Origin of the sequence: Cellvibrio sp. OA-2007 (assembly GCF_000953825.1) — a bacterium.
Taxonomy (GTDB): Bacteria; Pseudomonadota; Gammaproteobacteria; order Pseudomonadales; family Cellvibrionaceae; genus Cellvibrio.
Map to the genome: position 1 here is coordinate 140,852 of NZ_BBUL01000097.1, position 26,487 is coordinate 167,338.

The window sequence follows — 26,487 nt, forward strand, 5'->3', positions numbered from 1 at the left end:
CCGAATATTCTCAACTAGAGACCAGATTACATAGTTAAAATCATTGGGCGAAATAAATTGCGCCCCTACGAAACATATCATCGACAATCACATCGCCTTTTTCTTCAACTTCTCAATCTCATCGCGCAGTTTAGCGGCGACTTCAAATTCCAAATCTTTTGCGGCCTGGAACATTTGTTTTTCCATTAGCTCGATGGTTTTCCAAATATCTTTTGGATTTACATCTACCGTGTATTTACCAGAGCGCTCCGCAATAGCCATGGCTTTATTGCGTGCACTGCGGCCGCCAGAGCCAGGGGCGACTGAACCTTCCATGATATCGGCGATGCTTTTATTGATGCCTTTGGGGGTAATGCCATGTTTGAGATTGTGCGCGACTTGTTTCTCGCGGCGGCGATCCGTCTCCCCTATCGCACGCTCCATAGAACCGGTGATGCGGTCGGCGTAGAGAATCGCTTTACCATTGACGTTACGCGCAGCGCGGCCGATGGTTTGGATGAGTGAGCGATCGGAACGCAAAAAGCCTTCTTTATCCGCGTCTAAAATCGCAACTAAAGACACCTCAGGAATATCCAAACCTTCACGAAGTAAGTTGATACCAACAAGCACATCAAATTGCCCCAAACGCAAATCGCGAATAATTTCGATACGCTCGACTGTATCAATATCTGAATGCAAATAGCGGATGCGAATGCCATGTTCGGCAAGGTATTCAGTAAGATCTTCGGCCATGCGTTTAGTGAGCACGGTAATTAATACCCGCTCACCTTTTTCAACCCGTAAGCGAATTTCGGAAAGCACATCATCCACTTGAGTAGTCGCGGGGCGAATTTCAATTTCAGGGTCAATCAATCCCGTTGGCCGCACAACCTGCTCGACTACTTGCCCTTGATTTTCTGCTTCGTATTTTCCGGGCGTGGCAGAAACCATAATCATTTGCGGGGCGATGCGTTCCCATTCATCAAATCGCATGGGGCGGTTATCCAATGCAGAAGGCAAACGAAAACCGTATTCGACCAGTGTTTCTTTACGCGAGCGGTCACCTTTGTACATGGCGCCGATTTGCGGAATCGTCACATGGCTTTCGTCGATCACTAACAGCGCATCGGCGGGCAAGTAATCAAACAACGTCGGTGGTGCATCGCCGGAATTGCGACCCGACAAATAGCGCGAATAGTTTTCAATGCCGTTGCAGTAGCCCAACTCCTGCATCATTTCCAAATCGTAACGAGTGCGCTGCTCCAAGCGCTGCGCTTCAACGAGTTTGTTATTTTCGCGCAAGTATTCCAAGCGCGTGCGCAATTCTTCTTTGATGTTTTCAATCGCATCCAGAATTTGTTCGCGCGGCGTTACATAGTGGGACTTTGGATAAATGGTAAAACGCGGAACCTTTTGCAACACTTCGCCGGTAAGCGGATCAAAAATCGAAATCTGATCAACCTCATCGTCAAACAATTCGATGCGCACTGCTTCTATATCCGAATCGGCGGGGTAAATATCAATTACATCGCCGCGCACGCGATAAGTGGCACGGGAGAATTCCATATCGTTACGTGTATATTGCAATTCAGCGAGGCGACGCAAAATCTGGCGCTGATCGATTTTGTCGCCGCGCACTATATGCAGCAACATTTTCATATAAGCTTCGGGATCACCCAAGCCGTAGATTGCAGACACGGACGCGATGATGATGGCGTCTTTGCGCTCCAACAGCGCTTTAGTTGCCGACAAACGCATTTGTTCAATGTGTTCGTTTACTGCTGAATCTTTTTCGATAAAGGTATCAGACGAAGGCACATAGGCTTCGGGCTGATAATAGTCGTAGTAGGAGACAAAATATTCCACAGCGTTGTTGGGGAAAAACTCTTTAAATTCACCGTAGAGTTGTGCCGCCAGAGTTTTATTGTGCGCCATGATCAATGTGGGGCGCTGCACCTGAGCAATCACATTGGCGATGGTGAAGGTCTTGCCCGATCCGGTCACACCCAACAGGGTTTGATGCGCTAACCCCGCCTCTATGCCTTGCACAAGGCCAGCAATGGCGGTGGGCTGATCGCCTGCGGGTTCGAACCCACTATTTACAACAAATTGCTTGGACATAAAAACTCAGTAATGATTTTGAAAATGGGATTGTAACTAAAAGCAACCCAAACCAGCGACTTAACTTGCCGATGGATTGCCAAATACAATGGCTAGCAAGTGCTATTACTCGCTAGACTTAAAGATCAGGCAGCCTAACCCCCGCATCTGACAACCTGTGTCAGCAGCCCTTTCGCTAACCCAAGGAGGTTTATATGAACGAGTTCCGCACCGAACACGACAGCATGGGCGAGGTACAAGTACCCAAAACGGCGCTCTACGGCGCTCAAACCCAGCGTGCGCTCGACAACTTCGCCATCAGTAGCCTTACCCTGCCGCCACGCTTTATCCACGCTGTAGTCCATATCAAGAAAGCCGCTGCACTCACCAACCGCGAACTGGGGCTATTGGACGAAGACATGGCCTGGGCGATTTGTGCCGCTTGCGACAGCATAGCCGCAGGACATTACGTCGATCAGTTCCCGGTAGATGTATTTCAAACCGGCTCGGGCACCAGCACCAATATGAATGTGAACGAGGTGATTGCCCATATCGCCAGCGATCTGGCCGGGCAAAAAGTGCATGCCAACGACCATGTCAACATGAGCCAAAGCAGCAACGACACCATTCCCAGCGCAATCCACATCAGCGCCGCCCTCGCCCTTAAGCAACAATTATTTCCCGCACTGGAAGAACTGCACACCAGTTTGCTCGGCAAAGCCGAAGCATTAAGCGATGTAGTTAAAACCGGTCGCACTCATTTAATGGATGCAATGCCCGTAACCTTCGGGCAAGAACTTAATGGTTGGGCGAGCCAAATGGAAAGTAATTACGTGCGCCTGCAGATGGCATTACCGCAGTTATTGCGCCTAGCACAAGGCGGCACCGCGGTGGGTACCGGCATTAACGCGCACGAAGAATTTGCCGAAAAATTTGCCGAACATTTAAGTGAGGCAACGGGTTTAGCGTTTGTGCCGGGCGATAATTTTTTTGCTTTGATGAGCGCACAGGATACTTCCGTTGCCATATCCGGCCATTTAAAAACCCTCGCCGTCAGCTTGATGAAAATCGCTAACGATTTGCGCTGGATGAATTCCGGCCCACTCGCCGGTTTAGCCGAGATCAGTTTAAAACCACTGCAACCCGGCTCATCAATTATGCCAGGCAAAGTCAATCCGGTGATTCCTGAAGCGGTGACCATGGTCTGCGCACAAGTCATGGGAAACGATGTCAGTATTGGTATCGCTGGGCAGTCTGGTAATTTTCAATTGAACGTGATGCTGCCATTGATCGCTTACAACTTATTGCAATCGATTGAATTGCTCAGCAATGCGAGCAATGAACTGGCCGATAAAACCATCGCAACCTTTACCGTTAATCACATCAACTTACAAAAATCACTCGCACAAAATCCGATTCTGGTCACCGCATTGAATCCGATTATTGGCTACGAAAAAGCCGCTGCAATTGCGAAAAAGTCCTACAAAGAAGGCCGCGCGATTATTGATGTCGCGCAGGAAGAAACAGAATTAAGCCGCACAGAGTTGGAACAATTGCTTAACCCGGAAAAGTTAACGCGCGGCGGATTGTAATGTCAGCATCAAGTGATTAGCAACCGACTCATTTGCAGATACCGATTGTTACAATTTATTGAGTTCTGTTAGGGCAGTATTGGCACAAAGAAGCCTGCGTTTAATACCTGCATTCACGACCAGAGAAACTATGTATGAAGGACTTTACCTACCTGAGCCGTCGGTTAACATTAATCATGCTGAGCTGCAGTATCGGGGCCTGCGTGGTCACCCCGAAAAAAGCGGCAAGCTATGACGAAAAATGCATGGTATCTACGCAAAAAATTGTACTTACCACGGAGCAAATGCGAACGTTCGATAACGTAGACTGCCTGACCAAAAGCTGCAAGTCAGAGCTGACAGGAGCATTAGTCGTTGCGACGTTAACGGCTACCACAAGCGCAATTGTATCGGGATCGGTAGCATTAATAGGCAACACACTCTACTGGCTAGAGAGCCAAGGTGAATGTCCTAATAAAACACGTCAAGAAAAAGATTCACTCAAAATATTGCCAGAGATAACAGACGAAACTTATTTAATCAGAGAAGAAATAGTTACCGCTAAATTTTAGCTTTATTATTTACATCCCGATTCTCTGCAATCGGACGCTCATCAATCACCGCCCTGCCCGATTTTGCCATGCGATCATAAAGCACCACATGCACGGTGGCAGCCAGATTCATGCAGCCGACGGTGGGAATGTAAACAACGTGTTGACAGTGATCCAACAGCTCCTTTTTGATCGATCCATCTTCCGGGCCAAAAATATAATAGGCGTTGTCCGGGTGAACAAAATCCATCAATGGCGTTGCGCCTTCGATTAATTCCACCGCCACCAAGGATGCACCATCTGGAATATCATCCAATAAATTTTCAACTTCAACCAAAGCAATTTTGCTGCTGGCATCTTTGGTGTCCGCTGCAAATTTTTGCGCACGAGCAAAACGTACTCCGCTGTAAAAAACTGTGTCCGCTTCGTAACAACCGGCAGCGCGCATAATCATGCCAACATTGACGGGGTTTTTAGGGTTAACCAAACCAATGTGGGAATATTTTTTACTCATAATTACAGCCTGACTTATCGCGCACAAAAAAAATCACAAAGATTGAATGAAAAGACTTTAAGACAAACGATTTTTAAAATCGTCATATTCAAATTCACGAATAACATGTAGCTCATTGCTGCGCGAGTCCCATATCGCAATGGCAGGCAAATTAATGCCGTTAAATGTGGTTGTTTTGACCATGGTGTAATGTGCCATATCGTCAAACATCAAGCGCTGACCAATTTGCAAAGGTTGTGCAAAAGAATAGTCGCCAATCACATCGCCAGCCAAACAGGTCATACCACCCAAACGATAGGTATGAGCAAATTCATTTGGCATGCCTGCACCTAAAATATCCGCGCGGTACGGCATTTCTAATACATCTGGCATATGGCATGTAGCAGAAGTATCTAAAATCGCCTGTGCCATAGTATTCCAAGTGATATCCAACACTTCGGCCACTAACACACCACTGCGAATAGCAACTGCTTCACCCGGCTCCAAATACACTTGCAATTGATGGCGCGCCATAAATGACTTAACCGTTTGGATTAACTCATCCACTTGATAATCTTCACGGCTGATATGGTGACCGCCGCCAAAATTAATCCATTGAATACGCGAAAAATACTGGCCAAACCTTTCTTCTACTGCCGCCAAGGTACGCTGCAAAGGTGGCAAATCTTGCTGGCAAAGTGTATGAAAATGCAAACCGGTAATGCCATCTAAAATATCTGGATCATTCGCTAACGCTTGCTCAAATTGTGCAATGGGCACACCCATGCGTGAACAAGGCGCACAGGGGTCGTACAACGCCACTTCACCTTCGGAGTGCTCTGGGTTGATACGAATACCAAAATGCAATTCAGGGCGAGTTTGTTGTGCCGCCAGTGCCAAGGATTTAAACCGCGACCACTGCGAAAAAGAATTAAACAAAACATGATCGGCGATTTTTAAAATTTGAATTAAATCTGCCTCTTTATAAGCCGCAGAATAACAATGTACTTCACCACCAAATTCTTCCCGCCCTAAACGTGCCTCGTGCAATCCACTCGCACAGGTTCCCGACAAATACTGACGAAATAAAGGTGCGAGGCTCCAGCAGGAAAATGCTTTTAAGGCACCCAACACTTTTGCACCGCTTTCACGCTGCACGCGATTGAGGATGGTTAAATTATCTTCCAGCGCTGCTTTGTCGATCACAAAACAAGGGGATGGCACACGGGTAGGATTAAAGTGAGTGAAATATTCGCGTTTTTGCATAAATGGGCACATCGTTTAATCAAAATGACGGTGGGTATCGCTTAGGCTCCACCCACCCTACTGCAGCAATGAATCAATATCAGCCGTTTATTGCGCTGGGATCAACCGCAACAACTTGCCAAGGCAGACCGTATTTATTCAAATCCTCCATAAACGGATCAGGATCATACTCCTCCATATTCCACACGCCCGGCTTTTTCCACTTGCCTTCCAAAATCATTTTTGCACCGATCATCGCCGGCACACCAGTGGTGTAGGAAATCGCCTGGGATTTTACTTCGCGATAACACTCTTGATGGTCGCACACGTTGTACACAAACATCGCCACTGGTTTGCCATCTTTCACACCCTGAGCAAAACAACCAATACAGGTTTTGCCTTTGGTTAAGGGGCCAAGGCTTGCAGGGTCAGGCAGCAGTGCTTTTAAAAATTGCAGCGGCACTATTTCACGCCCTTCAAACATGACTGGCTCAATACCCGTCATGCCCACATTGCCCAACACTTCCAAGTGTTTTAAATAATTGTCGGAAAACGTCATCCAAAAACGCGCACGTTTAATTTCTGGAAAGTGTTTTACCAACGACTCTAATTCTTCGTGGTACATCATGTAGATTTTTTTGGGGCCAATCTCCGCCGGGAAATCAAACACTTGATTGACAGACAATGGAGGAGTTTCAACCCAGCTGCCATTTTCCCAATAGCGACCATTAGCAGTGACTTCGCGGATATTGATTTCCGGATTAAAGTTGGTTGCAAATGGCAAACCGTGATCACCGGCGTTGCAATCGATAATATCCAGATAGTGAATTTCATCAAAATAATGTTTTTTCAAATAAGCGGTATAGACATTGGTGACGCCTGGATCAAAACCTGAACCCAAGAGTGCGGTCAAACCGGCATTTTTAAATTTATCCTGATAAGCCCACTGCCAGGAGTATTCAAATTTAGCGGTATCCAACGGCTCGTAATTGGCGGTATCCAAATAATCCACACCGGCTTCAAGGCAAGCATCCATAATGGTGAGATCTTGATATGGCAGAGCGACATTGATTACCAAATCAGGTTTTTCTGCATTAATCAGCGCGACCAACTGCGGCACATTGTCGGCATCAACCTGTGCGGTTTTAATAGGACGATTTAATTGCGCGGCAATGGCTTTACATTTTGCTTCGGTACGGCTTGCCAATACAATTTCGGAAAAGACTTCTGGCAATTGTGCGCACTTATGCACCACAACACCGCTGACACCACCGGCACCGATAATTAATACTTTTGCCATAACAGGCCTCCACTAAAATAAAAAATGTTATGCCTGCGCACTGGCAGCCACAGAAGTGTTAAAAATCATTTCTCGAAATAGGTATAGCCGCGCAACCCTTCAGAGTAAGCCGCTAACATTTGCTGCCGATCGGCAATAGTGATGATGTTATCGCGTACTGCCTGTTCAGCCGTTTGGCGGAATTGTTCGTAGAGTGAGTTGGGCTTGTATTCCACGTAGCTCAATACATCGGCAATGCTATCGCCATGCAGTTCGTGTACGAAATCAATGCTGCTATCGGCGTTAATCCGCACGCTGGCGACATTGGTATCGCCAAACAAATTATGCAAGTCACCCAATGTTTCCTGATACGCGCCAACCAGAAATACGCCGAGATAATATTCATCGCCTGCAGCAATTGGGTGCAGTGGCAAGGTTGTAGACTCACCTTCTGACGTCGCAAATTTTTGCAGTTTGCCATCGCAATCACAGGTGAGATCTGCAATCACGGCCTGACGAGTAGGCTCTTCGTTGAGGCGATGAATGGGCATTACCGGAAATATTTGCTCAATCGCCCAAGCGTCGGGCAAAGATTGAAAGATGCTGAAATTACCGTAATAAATATCGGCCAACAATTGTGGCAAGCTTTCTAATTCAGCCGGAATGCGTTTCATGGTTGGCAAGAGTGATGCAATTTTTTGCAGCGCCGCCAAATAAATATTTTCGCCCAATACGCGATGACGCAGATTAATATCGCCCGAGTGAAACAAATCGCGAATTTTATCGCGATAGTAAATCACATCATTGTAAGACTCTTGCAAACCGACAGCCTTAATAACCGACAAGGTGTGCCAGAGGTTTTCAATCATCTCATGGCAACCAACCGGTAAAGACTCAGGCATAGATGTAGGTTCAAAATGGGTAACATCGAGAATATTAAATAACAACACCGATGTATGCGCGACAGTCGCACGCCCGGATTCGGTGACAATAATCGGATGAGGAATTTGGTGGGCATCAAGACTTTCCTGTATCGCCTCTACTACATCGATACAATACTCTTTTACCGAGTAGTTACGACTGTGGCCGTTAGTGCTGCAGGTACCGTCGTAATCAATTGCAAGGCCGCCACCTAAATCCAAATAGCCCAGTGGCGCGCCCTCGCCGACTAATTCAATATAATAACGGCAAGCTTCCAATACCCCGGCACGAATACTGCGAATATTCGGAATTTGCGAACCCAAATGAAAATGCAGCAATTGAAAACAGTGCAATAAATTAGCGTCGCGCAATGTATCAATTACCGCTACCAATTCATTGGTATTTAAACCGAATAGGCTGCGGTCACCGCTGTCTTCGCTCCAATGCCCTTCAACTTTGGTGGATAATTTCAAACGCACGCCAATCAATGGCTCAACATCCATCGCCCGACTGCGTTCAATTACCGACTGCAATTCACTCAGGGTTTCCAATACAAAAAAACATTTGAAACCTAATTTACGCGCTTCCAATCCCAATGAAATAAATTCGGCATCTTTGTAACCATTGCAAATAATTAAGCTATCGCGATTAGTTAATGTCGCCATTGCAATCATTAATTCTGCTTTGCTGCCTGCTTCCAATCCGTGGTTGTAGCGCTCGCCAAAACGGGCAATCTCGGCAATCACATGACTTTGCTGATTTACTTTGATAGGAAATGCGCCGCGGTATTGACCGCGATAACCACTCGCTTCAATAGCCTGAGCAAATGAGTCATTCAAAATACTAATGCGGGAATCAAGAATATTTTCAAGACGCAACAGAACCGGCATTTGTAAACCGCGCTGTTGCAGACCATCGACTATGTCCATCAGTGATACACTGACTTCGCCCGCTGCTGTAGGTGCACGAACAACCACCTCACCTTTTGGCGAAACGCCAAAATAACCAGTACTCCACTCATCGATACCATAGAGATCGGCGGACTTACGCGCAGACCATGTCGTTGGTTGCTCTGAGTTGTTCATAATTTCGTCCTGCATTGTTAACGGCTTTTCCACGACAAAAAAATAACAACCCGATAGATACTGGATATTGGGTCAATTTTTATCGCGAAAATGAAAAATGGCGCGCAATTTTCCACATTTTGTGTGAAAAATAAAGCTTCGCGCCATTATGAGCAGAAATTAATCAGCAACAACCTTTTCTATTGTGCTGACTGTTGTTGCAGATATTGAATAAGCACACCCATATTTTTGATGTAAGCACCCGTTGAAATTCCCTTCACGGGATTATTCACCGGATAGGGCGATGTATCCCATTCATCGCCGACCATAGTAGCAGCATAGTCATTAGTCGCTCTGGTGATTGGCGCATTCCCTTTATAGGGATTGGTGGTGTAATACAGCGGTGTCGGCCAGTAGCCCTGCTGATTGAGCTCCGCGACCAAAGCCGCCGCTTGCTCTGCCAAGCTATCTGCAACAGGCATTTTTTGCGCACGAAAATTCAAATCAGAAACACTGACCTTGCCCAAGGTAAAATACCGGGGAAGCACGATCTCCCCCATCGCTTTCAAGGGTGAATTTGCGGTGGCTTGATCTGGGGTAAGCGCTAGCGCATCTTGATAATCGGCACGTAACTTGGCCACATTAATGATGCTGGCTGATTTGTAATGCGCAAGCATATTGCCCGGCGTGTAATCCACATAATATTCACCATTGCTCACATTCGCTCCGCGCCTGTGGGTAAATAGGGACCTATTAGTGCCCAACTCAATAAACGACGGATGGCTACGCCCCTCGTATTCCGGCTTGTGAGTCGCGAATTGCAGGCTCTCCAACCAATCTAACGCGGCGGGGATCGGCGCGAGAAACTTTGTCTCTCCCGTCATACGGTAAAACTTGATGAGTTGCTGGATATTCTCTGCCGTGGTTGGCGTATGCAGCGATTTTGGTTCATAGGAACGAGCACCTGCCGGTACGAGTTCAAGGGTGTATTGCAGCGCCCAACCCGGTTGCGGCTGCCCCATCTGTGTCACCAAAAAACTGTTCATCGCACGGATAACAGGCTCGCGCACCCGCGCTTCTCCCAAAACTTGATAGCACATCAATAAGAAATCGATATTTTCTGCAGCGACATCATCGTTAAAGGTAATGAATGAAGAATAGTCAGCATGATCCTTTGCAGGATGATCGTGCATCAACGGAAAACGCTGCGGCCAGCCGCCTATGGGATATTGGCTATCCAACATAAAGTCGATTGCTTTAGTCAGTGCCGGGCGATATTTGGGATCCAGCTTTTCTACATACAAACGCAAAAGGAATTTTGCCGCCTCTGCCGTGCCCACATCATCAAAGGTCGCATTGCCGTAATAGTGCTGGAACTCCTCTAGCCGCCAAGCGCTTTTCCCGATAGTCGCATACCAATCCTTGAGCGATGCCTCACCATTAAAGTCCGCAACGTAATTCCAGCCACCACTGGGGTGCTGAGCATAGATAATCGCTCCTGCCACCCGCTCAGCAGCCGTGTAATAGAATTCATCACCTGTAGCATGGTAGGCATCCAAAAATAGATGCCCCACGCTTGCGGTGCCTGGCGGCTGCATCCAGATCATCGACCGCCGCGCTTCCAACTCACCCCACTGGCGGGAAAAGTCCGGCAAATAAGACCACACAAAACCACCACGATAACTCGCCTTTTCCAACATAAATTGGCTGGCCGTTTTCATGGTTTTATAAATTTTTTCAGGTGCAGCTTCTGCCGCAAATAAGCGCAACGATAAAAGCAAAGAAATCAGAATGAAAATACAACGGGAAAAATTCGGGTTGATTATGCGCATAGCCAGTCTCTATTGTTATGGATTCTGCGACCAAAAACCGTTTGCCGACAATTACTTATAATATTTTTTAAATAGCGATATCCAATATCACACAAATAATAAGCATCGTGACAACTTAGTTATAGTCGATTAACACTTATTATCCTTACGCTAGAATCGCCTCCGTCAAATAGCCAACTGCGGGAACATCCCTTTTATTCCACCCGCTATAAACTCTACCGCTATCGCGACCAGCAACAGCCCCATAATCCGCGTAGACATAACAATACTGCGTTTACTGAGGTGTTGACTGAACCAAGGTAAAAATTTGAAGCAGAGCAATAGCGAAAGGCTGACGAACAGGATACAAAGGGTAATCGCCAAATAATGTACGACTGAACTGGACTGGTGAGCATAAACAATCACCGCACTCATAGCACCCGGGCCAGCCAGGAGTGGCATTGTTAGTGGTACCAAGGCTATGGTTTCATCCTGGGCTGCTTCAATATCTTCCGGCGTATGCCCTCGAGACTTTAACATCGTCAGCCCCATTAGCAGCAATATAATTCCACCGGCGCAGCGAAACGCATCAATACTGATACCAAAAGCCCAGAGAATCCACTCCCCAATTAATAAAGCAACCATCAGCGCTGCACACACAGAGATAACCGTTAGGCGAGCAGTTTTTATCTGCTGCTCATGGCTTTGGTGAACGGTTAACGCAATAAAAACAGGAATGGCCCCCAGGGGATCGACGATGGCCAACAGGCCTATGAGGAATTTGGTGTATTCAGTGATTTCGAGCATGATTTTTCTTCTGAAATTTTCTCTAAGTCTAGATCTATTTTGAAAAAACACCGCAACAATCGAAAAATCTGGTTATTGCGAAGAAGTTATTAATTTTTATCTCATCACCCACGGAAAACCGATATAGACGATAGCATATCTATTTTTTCTTATGTCTATTTCCCTTTTTGCTTTTTTCATCACTACTTGTTTTACTTATACGACCAGAAAGGTTTTTAGTTTTACTTTTTTTGACCCTTTTTTCTCGCTTCTTTTTTTCTTTTTGATCTGCTCGCCATATCTCTTTTTCACGGCGCTGCTTTTCATAAGCATCATCAGGCATTTCAAGCACCATGCCTTCCGACTGTGCAGAATCAATAGCTCGACGTGACTGGCTGCGAACCCTAGTGCTCACTGGCCTGGGAGGCAAAGAGGCTCTAATTTTTTCTACATATTCATTATCCTGTACTTCAGCCACGCCATCAGACCCCACTGTTTTGGAGTCTTCAGCAATCACCATATTGTGAGAATCCTTCACTTTATATGAGGAAGTCACTTTGTTTAGAAAATAAAAACTTGGGTCACCTGCAATATTTGAACAATATTCAGGGATTGTTTTATATTCCATCGTATTACCAACATTATCAGCATCCTCGGCTTCCTCCTTTGCAGCCTTTTCAATCTCTGAAAGATGCGCTGAATTATGCCCTTGGCTTCCCCATGCCAGATTACCCACTTCAACTCCTGAACCGCCCAAATGAGCATTAATCAAATGCATCGCTGTTAAAACACCTTTACGCCCTTTCATCATAGGCTGCATATCTTCGGCGACAAGTGTCAAGGAATCCTTTCCTACAGGATCATTGTCTGGATCAAGCGTTCCATCCAGTCTCAGGTTAATCGATGCACTACCTGAACGTTGCTGCGGCCGTGACGCGTATTGAGGTTTACCGATAATTTTTATGCGCTGCAATGGAGTAATGCTGTTATTTATTTTTTTATCCGCCATTAGTTGCGCAGCAGCGCCTAATTTAACCTGCGCTGGACTTGCAGCCATCAAAGATTGCAACTGCATCGTTTTGTGAGCGGCGGTTCGATTATCAACAATTCCTTCAGAATCCAATTTAACCCGCAACTGATCACTCTGTTGCTCAGCACTCTCTTGGGGCCGGTTTGCATAGGTCATTTATTACCTCGACAGTTTCCATAAATCGGAATGCAATTCGTTCGGGGACAATCAAAAAACGTGTTATGCCTTGCAAGGCAAAATCAATGTATAAAAAAAGGCGATCCGAAGATCGCCTTTTCGAAAACACTAAGCAAGTAAATTAATTACCAGCCAGTGATTTCCTTCAGTGCTTTACCGATATCGGCCAAGCTCTTAACGGTTTTAACACCAGCATCTTCCAGTGCAGCAAATTTCTCATCAGCAGTACCTTTACCGCCAGAAATAATCGCACCAGCGTGACCCATACGCTTACCAGCAGGTGCAGTTACACCAGCGATATAAGACACAACAGGTTTAGTCACGTTTGCCTTGATATAAGTAGCCGCTTCTTCTTCCGCAGAACCACCGATTTCACCGATCATTACGATCGCTTCAGTTTGTGGGTCAGCTTGGAACAACTTCAAAATGTCGATGAAGTTAGAACCTGGGATCGGGTCACCACCAATACCAACACAGGTAGACTGGCCGAAACCGTAATCGGTAGTTTGTTTAACCGCTTCATAGGTCAAAGTACCGGAACGTGAAACGATACCTACTTTACCTGGCTTGTGGATGTGGCCTGGCATAATGCCGATTTTGCACTCACCCGGAGTGATAACACCTGGGCAGTTAGGGCCAATCAGGCGCACACCCAACTCGTCACACTTCACTTTTGCGTCAAGCATATCGAGAGTTGGGATACCTTCAGTAATACACACGATCAACTTGATGCCGCCGTTAGCTGCTTCAAGGATGGAATCTTTACAGAAAGGAGCCGGAACATAGATAACTGATGCAGTCGCACCAGTCGCTTCTACCGCTTCAGCAACAGTGTTAAACACTGGCAGGCCAAGGTGAGTTTGACCACCTTTACCTGGAGTTACACCACCAACCATTTTGGTGCCGTAAGCAATCGCTTGCTCAGAATGGAAAGTACCTTGCGCACCGGTAAAACCCTGGCAAATTACTTTGGTATCTTTGTTAATTAAAACGCTCATGTGTCACCCCTTATTGATTCGCAGCAGCTGCAACTACTTTCTTGGCAGCGCCAGTCAAGTCGGTATCAGCGATAATGTTCAGGCCGCTTTCGGTCAGCACTTTAGCGCCAATCTCAGCGTTGTTACCTTGCAAACGAACAACAACAGGAACTTTTACGCCTACTTCTTTAACCGCACCAATTACGCCTTCTGCGATCATGTCGCAACGTACGATACCGCCAAAGATGTTGATGAATACGGCTTTAACAGCGTCATCAGACAAAATAATTTTGAATGCTTCAACGACACGCTCTTTAGTTGCACCGCCGCCTACATCGAGGAAGTTAGCCGGTTGACCACCGTGCAATTTAACGATGTCCATGGTTCCCATCGCCAAACCAGCGCCGTTAACCATACAACCGATATCACCACCGAGTGCAACGTAGTTCAATTCCCACGCTGCGGCATGAGCTTCACGCGCATCTTCTTGTGATGGATCTTGCATTGCTTTCAATTCTGGATGACGGTACAGAGCGTTGCCGTCGATTACCAATTTGGCATCCAGGCAGTGCAAGTCGCCAGCTGGAGTAATAACCAATGGGTTAACTTCCAACAGAGCTAAATCTTTTTCTTTGAACAATTGCGCAAGACCCAAGAAAATCTTTACGAATTGATTGATTTGCTTGCCTTCCAAACCGAGTTTGAAAGCCAGATCGCGCCCCTGGAAAGGCTGCGCGCCAACCAGCGGATCAACAGCAACTTTTAAAATCTTTTCTGGAGTATCGTGTGCTACTTTCTCGATCTCTACACCACCTTCGGTAGAGGCCATAAACACGATGCGACGGCTAGAGCGATCAACCACCGCACCCAAGTACAATTCTTTGGCGATATCGGTGCAAGTCTCAACTAAAATGCGGCTTACTGGCTGGCCTTTTTCATCAGTCTGGTAAGTCACCAGATTCTTGCCTAACCACTTTTCAGCGAAAGCGCGAATATCTTCTTTGCTCTTAACCAGTTTTACGCCGCCCGCTTTACCGCGGCCGCCAGCGTGAACCTGAGCTTTAACGACGAACATATCGCCGCCGATTTGATCTGCGGCAGCAACAGCCTCTTCAACAGTCGCAGCAGCAATGCCTTTAGAGACAGGCAAACCATATTGGGCAAACAGCTGCTTACCCTGATACTCGTGCAAATTCATGGTGTAGTTCCATTTGACGATGGTTGGACATGAAATTTTGATAAACATGCCAACTGGGTTATCGATGGGGACAAGCCTTATGAGCCTGCCCCCGCCTAAAAAACGAGGACTCTATGGTTCTCTTAACGCTTCTTCTTGTTGGCAATGTGGATGGCATGACCATGCACCGCCAATGCTGCTTCGTGGATTGCTTCCGATAGGGTTGGGTGACCAAACACCATCATGCCCAAATCTTCTGCACTTGAACCGAACTCCATTGCAATCGCCACTTGCTGAACCAAATCTGCAGCACTTGGACCAACAATGTGGCAACCGAGGATGCGATCAGTTTCAGCGTGAGCAATAATTTTTACCAGACCTTGCGTTTCGTTGGCAGCCATTGCGCGACCAGAGGCTGCGAACGGGAAAGTACCAACATTGTAAGGCTCGCCAGAGGCTTTAATTTGCTCCTCGGTTTTACCTACGGAGGCAACTTCTGGGTGGGTATAAATTACGTTTGGAATAATGTCGTAATTAATTTGTGATTTTTGACCTGCGATACGCTCGGCTACCATCACACCCTCTTCGGAACCTTTGTGCGCCAGCATCGGACCACGCACTACATCACCAATCGCCCAAACGCCCGGCGCATTAGTTTCACACTGTTCGTTTACAAAAATAAAACCGCGCTCATCCAAATTTACACCGCTATCAGCAGCTAACAAATTTTCAGTGAATGGACGGCGGCCAACACAGACGATCAACTTATCGAAAGTCTCTTGTTGCTCCTTACCTTCTTTATCCAAATAAGTCACGGTTACTTCTTTACCGTTTACTTTTGAACCCGTTACGCGTGAACTGGTGCGGATATCCAAACCTTGCTTGGTCAGAATTTTTTGGGTTTCTTTGGCGATTTGTTGATCCATGATGGCAAGGAACGAATCCAACGCTTCCAACACGGTCACTTTAGAACCGCAACGATTCCAAACAGAGCCTAATTCCAAACCAATTACGCCAGCACCGATCACACCCAAACGCTTTGGCACTTCAGTAAATTCCAATGCGCCGGTAGAGTTAACAATGACATCGTTATCAACAGGCGCTGGAGGAATATTGATTGGGCTAGAACCTGAAGCCAAAATAACATTTGCGGCTTCATATACAGTTACATTGCCATCGAAATCAGTGACTTCAACTTTTTTACCTGCAAGCAATTTACCTGTACCAAACAAACTAGTAACACCGTTAGATTTAAACAGTCCAGCAATACCACCAGTCAGATTTTTGATGATTTGATTTTTGCGCGCAATCATCGAGGAAACATTCAGCTCTACGCCTGAAGTGGTGATACCGTGAAGGCCAAGATCTTCTTTTGCTTCATGGTATTTGTAAGAGCTATCGAGCAACGCTTTAGATGGAATGCAACCCACATTCAAACAAGTACCGCCATTAACACCCTTGCCTTCTTCGTTTTTCCACTTTTCAACACAAGCTGTTTTCAAACCAAGCTGTGCAGCGCGAATGGCAGCAACATAGCCCGCGGGGCCAGAGCCGATAACTATCACATCAAATTTTTCAGACATAACAATGTTCCTAAATTATTAACAGTCGGTTACAGCCTTGTGAGCAGTAACCCTTCACATAAAAAAACGCTCTTAGGTTGCCAAGAGCGTTTCAAAAAAGCAGGTTATATTTCTAGCAAGATACGCGCTGGATCTTCCAGCAAATCTTTGATGGTCACAAGGAATTGCACAGCCTCTTTCCCATCGAGCAAACGGTGATCGTAAGACAAAGCTAAATACATCATCGGCAGGATTTCTACCTTGCCGTTGACCGCCATTGGGCGCTCTTGAATTTTGTGCATACCCAAAATCGCTGATTGTGGCAAGTTCAAAATTGGAGTCGACAAAAGTGAACCAAACACGCCGCCGTTAGTGATAGTGAAAGTACCGCCAGACATTTCTTCAATACCTAATTTACCGTCACGTGCACGCAGGCCGAAATCACGAATAGTATTTTCGATGGTAGCCAGGCTCATGTTTTCTGCATTACGTAACACCGGCACCACCAAACCTTTATCAGTTGATACGGCAACGCCAATATCCTGATAACCATGGTAAACGATATCGTTGTTGTCGATTGAAGCATTTACAGCAGGGAAACGACGCAGTGCCTCTGCAGCCGCTTTTACAAAGAAACTCATAAAGCCTAAACGTGAACCATTATGCGCTTTTTCAAATTGATCTTTGTATTTTGCACGCAGAGCCATTACCGGGCCCATATTCACTTCATTAAATGTAGTGAGCATTGCAGTAGTGTTAGAAGCCTCAAGCAAACGTTCTGCGATACGCTTACGCAGACGCGTCATGGGTACGCGCTTCTCAACACGATCACCTACCGCTTCAATTGCTGCGGCAGGCGCTGCTGCAGGTGCGCTAACAGCAGGTGCTGATTTCAAATGATTAGCAACATCTTCTTTGGTCACACGGCCGTCTTTACCACTGCCAGATACGGCAGCGGTATTGACGTTGTTTTCTTCAGCCATTTTACGCGCAGCCGGATTAACCAACTTTTCAGCGGTAGTCGCAACGGGAGCTGGTGCAGTTGCTGCAGGAACAGCGGCAACAGAAGCGCCTGGCGCGGCACCCTCAACAAAACGTGCAATAACTTCATTGCTCAAAATGGTTTCGCCTTCGCCTTTAATAATTTCAGCGATGCTGCCATCGGCAGGCGCAACTACTTCCAATACAACCTTGTCGGTTTCAATATCAACAATCAACTCATCGCGCTTGACGGCTTCACCTGGTTTTTTGTGCCAGGTTGCTACCGTGCCATCGGCAACGGATTCAGGGAAGGTAGGGGCTTTGATTTCGATACTCATGCTATTCCATCTCTCTGTAGCGCTAGGATTATTTGATCTATTAAATCAGTTAGTTAAAGCACTCACACAGTGAGCGCTTTATTTACAAAACTTCTTTCTTCTTCAAGGTGTGCAGACATATAACCGCCCGCGGGTGCAGCCGATGGATCACGACCGACGTAATCCAGGTACATTTCTTTACCAAACAGCGTTTGCACAACATGGCGCATATGATGCTGACTGCTATACCAAGCACCTTGGTTCATAGGCTCTTCCTGACACCAGAAGATATCTTTAATATCTTTGAACGGGGCCATGGCCGCTTTCAGCTCTTCTTCAGGGAAGGGATACAACTGCTCTAGACGGATCAGTGCAATATTTTCCTGATTGCGGGCAGTGCGCTCTTCAAGCAGGGTGTAATACACCTTGCCACTACAAAGCACAACACGCTCCACTTTTGCAGGATCAACACTATTGTCGCCAATGACATTTTGGAAGCAACCATTTGCCAATTCTTCCAAAGTTGAAGTTGCCAACTTATGGCGCAGCAACGATTTAGGGCTCATTACTACTAATGGACGACGCATAGGGCGAATCGCTTGGCGGCGCAACATATGGAATACCTGTGCAGGTGTAGTCGGCACACAAACTTGAATATTGTGCTCAGCGCACAATTGCATAAAGCGTTCAAGACGAGCAGATGAATGCTCTGGTCCCTGCCCCTCATATCCATGTGGCAACAACATAGTCAAACCGCACAACCGACCCCACTTGTGTTCACCACTAGTTATAAATTGGTCGATTACCACTTGTGCACCATTTGCGAAGTCGCCAAATTGCGCCTCCCAAATCACCAACCCAGTTGGTGCTGTTGTTGAATAACCATACTCAAAAGCAAGTACAGCCTCTTCTGACAAGTAAGAGTCAAACAACTCAAAGGATGGCTGACTCGGCGCCATATTTGCCAAAGGGACGTAAGCTGCGCCATCTTTCTGACTGTGTATTACCGCATGACGATGAGAGAAGGTACCACGACCAACATCCTGGCCGGTCATCCGAATCTGAAAACCCTGCTCAATCAAGGTTGCATAAGCCAAAGTTTCAGCCATACCCCAATTCAGCGCCAATGCTCCAGCAGCCATTTTGCGGCGGTCTTCGTAAATTTTCTCAACTTGCTTTTGCAGCACAATGCCATCTGGAATTTCGCACATTTTATTAGCAGCTGCTTGCAACGTTTTGAGATCGCAGCCAGTGTTAGCTGGAGTGAGCCAGTCGTGACCAATGTAGGGCGACCAGTCCACAAACAAACTGCGATCCGGCTCGCTTACTAAACCACTGGCAACATTCTCTCCACGGTCTAATGCCGCGCGATATACAGTAGTCATATCATCTGCTGCAGCTTGGCTGAGGATATTTTCAGCGACTAATTTGTCCGCATACAGAGTGCGGGTAGTTTTCAAGCTGCGAATGATTTGATACATCAGCGGTTGAGTAGCCGAAGGCTCATCGGTTTCATTATGACCACGGCGGCGATAACAAACCAAATCAATCACTACATCTTTCTTAAACTCATACCGGTAATCCATTGCCAACTGCGCAATAAAAAGCACCGCTTCAGGATCATCACCATTCACATGAAAAATTGGACACTCAATCATTTTTGCAACATCAGTGCAATATTCTGTCGAGCGGGCATCTTCACGCTTGTTAGTGGTAAAACCCACTTGGTTGTTAATCACAATATGCAAAGTACCGCCTGTGCCATAAGCGCGAGTTTGGGACATTTGGAATGTCTCCATAACTACACCTTGACCAGCGAACGCGGCATCGCCATGCACATTGATCGGCACCACTTTGGCACCAGTCTTATCATTGCGGCGATCTTGACGCGCGCGAACAGACCCCTCAACAACAGGTGATACAATTTCCAAATGCGACGGGTTGAATGCCATCGCCATATGTAATTCGCCACCCGGGGTCATTACATTAGAGGAAAAACCTGAGTGATACTTAACATCACCTGAGGTATTCAATGAACGCTTGCCATCAAATTCGGCAAACAATTCTGCGGGGCTTTTACCAAACACATTAATTAAGGTATTTAAACGACCACGGTGAGCCATACCCAAAACAATTTCTTTTGCGCCGTAGGTGCCTGCACGCTTTACCAAAGCATCTACGAGTGGGATGAAACTTTCACCGCCCTCAAGACCAAAACGTTTGGTTCCAGGATATTTACTGTCGAGATGACGCTCAAGGCCTTCAGCAGCAGTCAAACGCTCAAGCAAGGCAAGACGCTGTTCTTTACTGAACTCGGGATTAGAACGCACACTCTCAAGACGCTGCTGCAACCATTGTTTTTCGGCGAGTGGCGTAATGTGCATAATTTCAGCACCGATATGACCACAATAGGTCTTTTCTAATGCTTCAATAATTTCACGCAAAGTTGCCTGCTCTTTACCAATAAACAAAACACCGGCGTTAAATACAGTGTCTAAATCAGCATTGGTAAGGCCATGAAAGCCTAACTCTAAGTCAGGAACTGGGTCGCGTTTCATTATGCCCAATGGATCGAGCTGGGCTTTTTGATGACCGCGGAACCGGTAAGAGCTAATGAGTTGCAGTACTTTAATTTGTTTTTGTTCGTGTTCTGCACTGACAGCTCCCCCTGCCACTGAGACAGTGCGAACACGGGATTTACCCAACTGTTCGAATTGGGCACGAATGACCGAATGGGGAGTATCTTGAGTCAGTACACCGTTCACACGGGGAAGCTGATCGAAGTAATTGCGCCATTCTTCAGGAACGGCATTAGGATTGTGTAGATATGTGTCGTAGAGCTCTTCGACATAAGCAGCGTTCCCACCAGAGATGTGAGACGTACTCCAAAATTGCTCCATAATGCTGTCTTGCATTCCACTCACCTTAATCATTGGGGACTCAGGCAAATCCCCTGCTATCAACTAGCGGTTAGCTACCAAACGCTTTCAACTTGTGATTAAAAGCGCCGCTTTTAAGTCGTCGCAACATTGAGTTACAACAAACAGTTTTTCAACGCTGTGAGTGCCAAGGCGCTCACTTTGTCATCATATTTTTGTCAGCTTCAGATACAGAAAAGCGCCACCTTAGGTAGCGCTCTGTAACAACATATTACGAATATGACCAATGGCTCGTGTCGGGTTTAACCCTTTGGGGCAAACCGCCACACAGTTTTGAATACCATGACAACGGAATACACTGAAAGGATCATCCAAATTGGCCAGTCGCTTCTCTGTCGCCAAATCACGGCTATCTGCCAGGAAACGATATGCTTGTAACAAACCAGCAGGACCAATGAATTTATCGGGATTCCACCAGAAAGATGGACAACTCGTTGAGCAACAGGCGCAGAGTATACACTCATAAAGACCATCGAGCTTCTCGCGATCTGCAGGTGATTGCAAACGCTCGATTGCCGGCGCAGGCGTATCGTTTTGCAAGTAAGGTTCAATTTTCTTGTATTGGTCGTAGAACTGAGTCATATCAACCACTAGATCGCGGATTACTGGCAAACCAGGCAAGGGGCGCAGAATCAGCGTATTGTTTTTTACGCATTCAGAAATTGGCTTGATGCAAGCCAATCCATTCTTGCCATTAATATTCATACCGTCAGAGCCACATACACCTTCACGGCATGAGCGACGATAAGCCAAGCTTTCATCTTGCGCTTTCAGTAATTCCAATACATCCAGCACCATCAAGTCTTTACCCTGAGTGTCTAACTCATAGGTCTTCATATAGGGCGCATTATCTGTGTCAGGGTTGTAGCGATAAACTTGAACTTTCAACATAATTTTTCTCCCGATTAACCTATGCGGTTATTACCAACGTGGTTATTAATAGGTGCGTTTTTTAGGTTGGAAAGCTTCCATAGTGCGCGGTTTGAAATTTACCGCACGCTTGCCTACACGCTTTTCACCGGGGAAATACATTGAGTGACACAACCAGTTGGCATCATCACGATCCTCAAAGTCATCGCGCGCATGAGCACCGCGTGATTCTTTGCGCTCTTCCGCCGCGATTGCCGTTGCCTCAGCCACTTCAAGCAAGTTTTGCAATTCCAATGCCTCAATACGAGCTGTATTAAACGCATTGCTCTTATCGGTAATGGAGACGTTTTCAATGCGCTTGCGCAGCTCTGCAAGCTGCTCAATACCTTTCTGCATAAACTCACCCTTACGGAATACACCGAAGTAGTTTTGCATGATGGTTTGCAACTCTTTACGGAGAATCGAAGCACTTTCACCTGTGGTAGATGTATTGATTTTGTTCAGGCGCGCCATGGCCTTGTCAATGTCTGACTGGGTTGCATCACGATGTTCAATACCTTCACGCAATGCCTTTTCGATGTACAAACCAGCTGCACGGCCAAATACTACTAAATCGAGCAGTGAGTTACCACCTAAACGGTTGGCACCGTGGACGGACACACAAGCCACTTCACCACAAGCAAAAAGGCCATCAATAACTACATCATTGCCTTCCGCATCAACAGTCAACGCCTGACCATTCACGTTGGTAGGAATACCACCCATCATGTAATGGCAGGTTGGAACCACCGGAATTGGCGCATAAACCGGATCAACATGAGCGAAGGTGCGCGACAATTCGCAAATACCTGGCAACTTGCTTTCCAGTACCTCTTCACCCAAATGATCGAGCTTCAGCAATACGTGATCTTTATTCGGGCCGACACCGCGCCCTGCGATAATCTCCTGAATCATCGAACGCGCCACTACGTCACGACCCGCAAGGTCTTTTGCATTGGGCGCATAACGCTCCATAAAGCGCTCGCCTTCCGCGTTGATCAGGTAACCACCTTCACCGCGGCAACCCTCGGTCACCAATACGCCAGCTCCAGCGATACCGGTTGGGTGGAACTGCCACATCTCGATGTCTTGCACTGGAAAACCAGCACGCAATGCCATACCAACACCATCACCGGTATTAATATGCGCATTCGTCGTGGATGCATAAATACGCCCTGCGCCACCGGTCGCCAATACGGTTGCCTTTGCTTTTACATAAACGGTTTCACCGTCTTCAATATTAATTGCGATAACACCAACCACCGCACCGTCTTCATTTTTTACCAAATCAACGGCAAACCATTCGTTCAGGAATACAGTTTTATTTTTCAGATTGCCTTGGTAAAGAGTGTGCAGCAATGCATGGCCGGTACGGTCTGCAGCAGCACATGTACGTGCCGCCTGACCACCTTCGCCGAAATTTTTAGATTGACCGCCAAATGGACGTTGATAAATACGCCCCTCTTCAGTACGAGAGAATGGCAAGCCCATATGCTCTAGCTCAAACACAGCCTCTGGACCGACTGAACACATGTATTCAATAGCATCCTGATCACCGATGTAGTCAGAACCTTTTACAGTGTCATACATGTGCCAGCGCCAATCGTCATTTGGATCAGCACTAGCAATTGCACAAGTAATACCGCCTTGGGCAGATACAGTGTGTGAACGGGTTGGAAATACTTTAGTAATTACTGCTGTTTTATAACCGGATTGAGCCAATTGCAAAGCTGCGCGCATGCCCGCGCCACCGCCGCCAACCACAATACCGTCAAAAGAAATCGTGCGCATAGTAGCCATTAGTTAACACCCCAAATTACCTGAACACCCCAAACCAAATAGGTGACTGCAACTGCACCCAGAACTATCTGGGCGAATATACGTAAGAAAGTTGCTTTGGAGCCTAATAGACGAGTAGTTAAATAATCAGTCAGCACCGCCCACAAACCAATCCAAGCATGGGATATAAAGGAAAGAAGAGTGACAAGAGTAAACACGCGCATCCACAATTGATTGTAAAGGGATTGCCACTGCTCGAAAGTCAGCTCAGGATTTAATGCCAAATAGGCGACAATAAAAATCGTGTATGCCGCCATAACAGCACCACCAACACGCTGGATCAGCCAATCGTAAAGACCACTTCTCCCGAAACTGGTTACTGAAGTTACCATACCCACACCCCCGCCAATACGATCAGAACAATGGCAACAAACAACGCAATCTTAGCGCCGGTTTGACCGCCTTGAAGTGATTCACCAATACCGAAATCCATAATCAAGTGGCGAATACCTAACACCATGTGATAAGCCAACCCCGCCAACACAGCCCAGAGGACAAATTGACAAATAGGGTTTGCAGCCATATCACTCATGCTGTTAAAACCTTCCTGCGAATCAAGACTGGTATCGAGCATCCACAAAAGGACAGCAACACCGGCAAAAAGGAAAACACCAGAGGCACGATGAAGAATGGAAACGTAGGCAGTAATGGGGAGTTTAATCGTCGCTATATCTAGGTTGACAGGTCTTTTCTTGTTCACGGTCTATCTCACCTTTATGCCCATCGCGGGCAGGTTTAAGAATAAGCGCTTCATTTTTTTATCATTTAAAAATGACCTTAAATGAAACACGCCCTGCAAGTCGCGCAGCATTATAGAGATTGGCCTCTGGAAACACAAACAAAAACCCCAATGGAAACCAACCCAAATTACAACATCAGAATATCGCCATTTTTTTAACGGCACTTTTACGCAACGCCTTGATTACATTAAAAGATTCCAACAAAAACGCACCTCAAGCGCGCACTTTCGGGCGCACCGCTCCAGATGAGTGCAACCACCTAAACAGCCCCTAGAGATAACCTAACGCACCACCACTGAAGCGACACTCAACCATGCAATTTTTTTCAAAAAGATAAAAGAAATTACCCCAGAGATGCGCCAAAAACTTTCTCCTTAACAATTAACTCATCTATAATGCCGCTCGCACACGGCAGCGTCGACCAACTACATAAGAAGTCGACCAGCCCATAAAAATATAGCCGGCCTATGACGCTATTAAATGTAGGGCTACTTGCACAACGCGCAGCCACCTACAGCTTTTATCAGTTGAGCAGAGCGAAACATGCTTCTCTCAAGCCTTAAGTCCAATCAGTAAGCACAGGAGTCAGTAATGACTGACAAGAAAGCACATCTCACGATTGATGGCATTAATACGACGATTGAATTACCTATTTATTCAAGCACTATCGGCCCCGATGTCATCGACGTTACCAGCATTACCAAGAATGGCTTTTTCACGTTTGATCCGGGCTTTATGTCCACCGCCTCATGCGAATCAGGTATTACATTTATTGATGGCGAAGAAGGAGTGCTACTCCACCGCGGCTACCCGATTGAACAACTGGCTGTCTCCTCTGATTACCTTGAAACCTGTTACCTCTTATTAAATGGCGAACTGCCAACACCAGCACAAAAAGAAGAATTTACTGCCGCAATCAAGCAACACTCCGCTGTAGACCCCTCCATTGCCAATATCATTAAAAGCTTCAAGCGCGAATCCCATCCTATGGCGATTTTGTGCAGCGCTGTTGCCGCACTCGCAGCGGTTTACAACGACGAAATCGATATTACCAATGAAGCAAGTCGCAAACTAACTGCTTATCGATTAATTGGCCAAATGCCAACGCTTTCTGCAATGGTTTACAAGCATCGTCAAGGTGAAGAGTTCATCGCACCAGACGACAGCCTCAGCTATGCCGAAAACTATTTGAACATGACTTTTGGCACCGCAGGCAAAGCACCTAACGTGAGCAAAACCATTGCCAAAGCAATGGATCGCATTTTTGTATTGCACGCAGATCATGAACAAAACGCATCAACATCTACCGTGCGTCTGTCTGGCTCATCAGGCACCAATCCGTTTGCAGCTATAGCCGCAGGGATCTCAACTCTGTGGGGGCCTGCACATGGCGGCGCCAATGAAGCCGTGTTAGAAATGCTGGAAGAAATTGGTAGCGTTGAAAATATTGAAGCGTGTGTAGCGCGCGCAAAAGATAAAACATCAGGTTTCCGCTTGATGGGCTTCGGTCATCGCGTTTACAAAAACTTTGACCCGCGCGCCAAAGTAATGAAACAAACTTGCGATGAAGTATTAGCTGAATTAGGTTTGGAAAACGATCCACTCTTAGCGATTGCCAAGCGTCTGGAACAAATCGCTCTGGAAGACCCCTATTTTATCTCCAAAAAGCTGTACCCAAATGTTGACTTCTATTCGGGCATTATCATGAAAGCAATCGGTATTCCTACCGAAATGTTCACCGTGATTTTTGCACTTGGTCGCGCAGTAGGCTGGTACTCTCACTGGGATGAAATGGTCAGCAGCCCCTATAAAATTGGGCGCCCTCGTCAACAGTACACCGGCAGCCCGAAACGCGATTACCCACAAAAATAATTGCGCTTGCAGGTAAACTCAAAAAGGTCGCATCGCGGCCTTTTTTATTATTAAACACAAAGCCTCACCAGAACCATAAAAAAATCCCGACTGCAACCAGCCGGGATTTGTAGTCAACCAACAAACAAACAAGCCACTTCGGAATATATTTGTTACCGATAATCCAA

20 protein-coding genes are annotated in these 26,487 nt (G+C 46.5%); 3 read left to right on the plus strand and 17 right to left on the minus strand.

Features of this window, described 5'->3' with window-relative positions; genetic code table 11:
* Positions 1 to 87: 87 nt before the first annotated feature.
* Positions 88 to 2,100, minus strand: coding sequence for an excinuclease ABC subunit UvrB (uvrB, locus tag AWU77_RS19025; protein ID WP_062067326.1), 2,013 nt, complete (start codon positions 2,098 to 2,100; stop codon positions 88 to 90).
* 194 nt (positions 2,101 to 2,294) lie between these two features.
* Between uvrB and AWU77_RS19030 the strand changes: the two genes are divergently transcribed.
* On the plus strand, positions 2,295 to 3,671 hold the full coding sequence (locus AWU77_RS19030; protein WP_062067329.1) for an aspartate ammonia-lyase: 1,377 nt from the start codon (positions 2,295 to 2,297) through the stop codon (positions 3,669 to 3,671).
* Between the two features lie 134 nt (positions 3,672 to 3,805).
* Complete coding sequence (locus AWU77_RS19035) at positions 3,806 to 4,222, plus strand: hypothetical protein (protein WP_062067332.1); 417 nt, start codon at positions 3,806 to 3,808, stop codon at positions 4,220 to 4,222.
* Here AWU77_RS19035 and AWU77_RS19040 read toward each other — a convergent pair.
* The 16 genes from AWU77_RS19040 to sdhC form a co-directional block, all read right to left on the minus strand.
* Positions 4,212 to 4,715, minus strand: a complete 504-nt coding sequence (locus tag AWU77_RS19040) for an RNA methyltransferase (protein ID WP_062067342.1) — start codon at positions 4,713 to 4,715, stop codon at positions 4,212 to 4,214. The two genes, AWU77_RS19035 and AWU77_RS19040, sit on opposite strands and share 11 nt — an antisense overlap.
* Before the next feature lie 57 nt (positions 4,716 to 4,772).
* Entirely contained in the window at positions 4,773 to 5,960 is a 1,188-nt protein-coding gene (gene nspC, locus AWU77_RS19045) for a carboxynorspermidine decarboxylase (RefSeq protein ID WP_062067826.1), read from the minus strand.
* A gap of 79 nt (positions 5,961 to 6,039) precedes the next feature.
* The gene (locus AWU77_RS19050) at positions 6,040 to 7,239 is read right to left on the minus strand and encodes a saccharopine dehydrogenase family protein (RefSeq protein ID WP_062067345.1); all 1,200 of its coding nucleotides are present in this window, start codon (positions 7,237 to 7,239) and stop codon (positions 6,040 to 6,042) included.
* Between the two features lie 65 nt (positions 7,240 to 7,304).
* A complete protein-coding gene (speA, locus tag AWU77_RS19055) occupies positions 7,305 to 9,224 on the minus strand; it encodes a biosynthetic arginine decarboxylase (protein ID WP_062067829.1) in 1,920 nt (639 codons plus the stop codon).
* Positions 9,225 to 9,403: 179 nt separating this feature from the next.
* The gene (locus AWU77_RS19060) at positions 9,404 to 11,035 is read right to left on the minus strand and encodes a pectate lyase (RefSeq protein ID WP_062067348.1); all 1,632 of its coding nucleotides are present in this window, start codon (positions 11,033 to 11,035) and stop codon (positions 9,404 to 9,406) included.
* A gap of 165 nt (positions 11,036 to 11,200) precedes the next feature.
* Positions 11,201 to 11,821: an NAAT family transporter gene (locus AWU77_RS19065; RefSeq protein ID WP_062067352.1), complete on the minus strand. Its 621-nt coding sequence runs from the start codon at positions 11,819 to 11,821 to the stop codon at positions 11,201 to 11,203.
* A 139-nt stretch (positions 11,822 to 11,960) separates the two neighbouring features.
* Positions 11,961 to 12,986 carry a hypothetical protein gene (locus tag AWU77_RS19070; protein ID WP_062067356.1) on the minus strand — a complete coding sequence of 342 codons (1,026 nt, stop codon included), beginning with the start codon at positions 12,984 to 12,986 and terminating at the stop codon, positions 11,961 to 11,963.
* 146 nt (positions 12,987 to 13,132) lie between these two features.
* The gene (sucD, locus tag AWU77_RS19075; RefSeq protein ID WP_062067360.1) at positions 13,133 to 14,005 is read right to left on the minus strand and encodes a succinate--CoA ligase subunit alpha; all 873 of its coding nucleotides are present in this window, start codon (positions 14,003 to 14,005) and stop codon (positions 13,133 to 13,135) included.
* Between the two features lie 10 nt (positions 14,006 to 14,015).
* Entirely contained in the window at positions 14,016 to 15,182 is a 1,167-nt protein-coding gene (gene sucC / locus AWU77_RS19080) for an ADP-forming succinate--CoA ligase subunit beta (protein ID WP_062067363.1), read from the minus strand.
* Positions 15,183 to 15,304: 122 nt separating this feature from the next.
* A complete protein-coding gene (gene lpdA / locus AWU77_RS19085; RefSeq protein WP_062067366.1) occupies positions 15,305 to 16,744 on the minus strand; it encodes a dihydrolipoyl dehydrogenase in 1,440 nt (479 codons plus the stop codon).
* 104 nt (positions 16,745 to 16,848) lie between these two features.
* Positions 16,849 to 18,042 (minus strand): 2-oxoglutarate dehydrogenase complex dihydrolipoyllysine-residue succinyltransferase, encoded by a 1,194-nt coding sequence (odhB, locus tag AWU77_RS19090; protein ID WP_062067369.1) that lies wholly within the window; start codon positions 18,040 to 18,042, stop codon positions 16,849 to 16,851.
* Positions 18,043 to 18,104: 62 nt separating this feature from the next.
* Positions 18,105 to 20,936: a 2-oxoglutarate dehydrogenase E1 component gene (locus AWU77_RS19095; protein ID WP_062067372.1), complete on the minus strand. Its 2,832-nt coding sequence runs from the start codon at positions 20,934 to 20,936 to the stop codon at positions 18,105 to 18,107.
* A 210-nt stretch (positions 20,937 to 21,146) separates the two neighbouring features.
* The gene (locus AWU77_RS19100) at positions 21,147 to 21,851 is read right to left on the minus strand and encodes a succinate dehydrogenase iron-sulfur subunit (protein WP_062067375.1); all 705 of its coding nucleotides are present in this window, start codon (positions 21,849 to 21,851) and stop codon (positions 21,147 to 21,149) included.
* 45 nt (positions 21,852 to 21,896) lie between these two features.
* Positions 21,897 to 23,669, minus strand: a complete 1,773-nt coding sequence (gene sdhA / locus AWU77_RS19105) for a succinate dehydrogenase flavoprotein subunit (protein WP_062067378.1) — start codon at positions 23,667 to 23,669, stop codon at positions 21,897 to 21,899.
* The gene (gene sdhD, locus AWU77_RS19110; RefSeq protein WP_062067381.1) at positions 23,669 to 24,040 is read right to left on the minus strand and encodes a succinate dehydrogenase, hydrophobic membrane anchor protein; all 372 of its coding nucleotides are present in this window, start codon (positions 24,038 to 24,040) and stop codon (positions 23,669 to 23,671) included. Before sdhD ends, sdhA begins: the two co-directional genes overlap by 1 nt.
* Positions 24,034 to 24,408 carry a succinate dehydrogenase, cytochrome b556 subunit gene (gene sdhC / locus AWU77_RS19115; protein ID WP_062067384.1) on the minus strand — a complete coding sequence of 125 codons (375 nt, stop codon included), beginning with the start codon at positions 24,406 to 24,408 and terminating at the stop codon, positions 24,034 to 24,036. Before sdhC ends, sdhD begins: the two co-directional genes overlap by 7 nt.
* A 631-nt stretch (positions 24,409 to 25,039) precedes the next feature.
* Here sdhC and AWU77_RS19125 point away from each other — a divergent pair.
* Complete coding sequence (locus tag AWU77_RS19125) at positions 25,040 to 26,320, plus strand: citrate synthase (protein ID WP_062067391.1); 1,281 nt, start codon at positions 25,040 to 25,042, stop codon at positions 26,318 to 26,320.
* Positions 26,321 to 26,487: the final 167 nt, after the last annotated feature.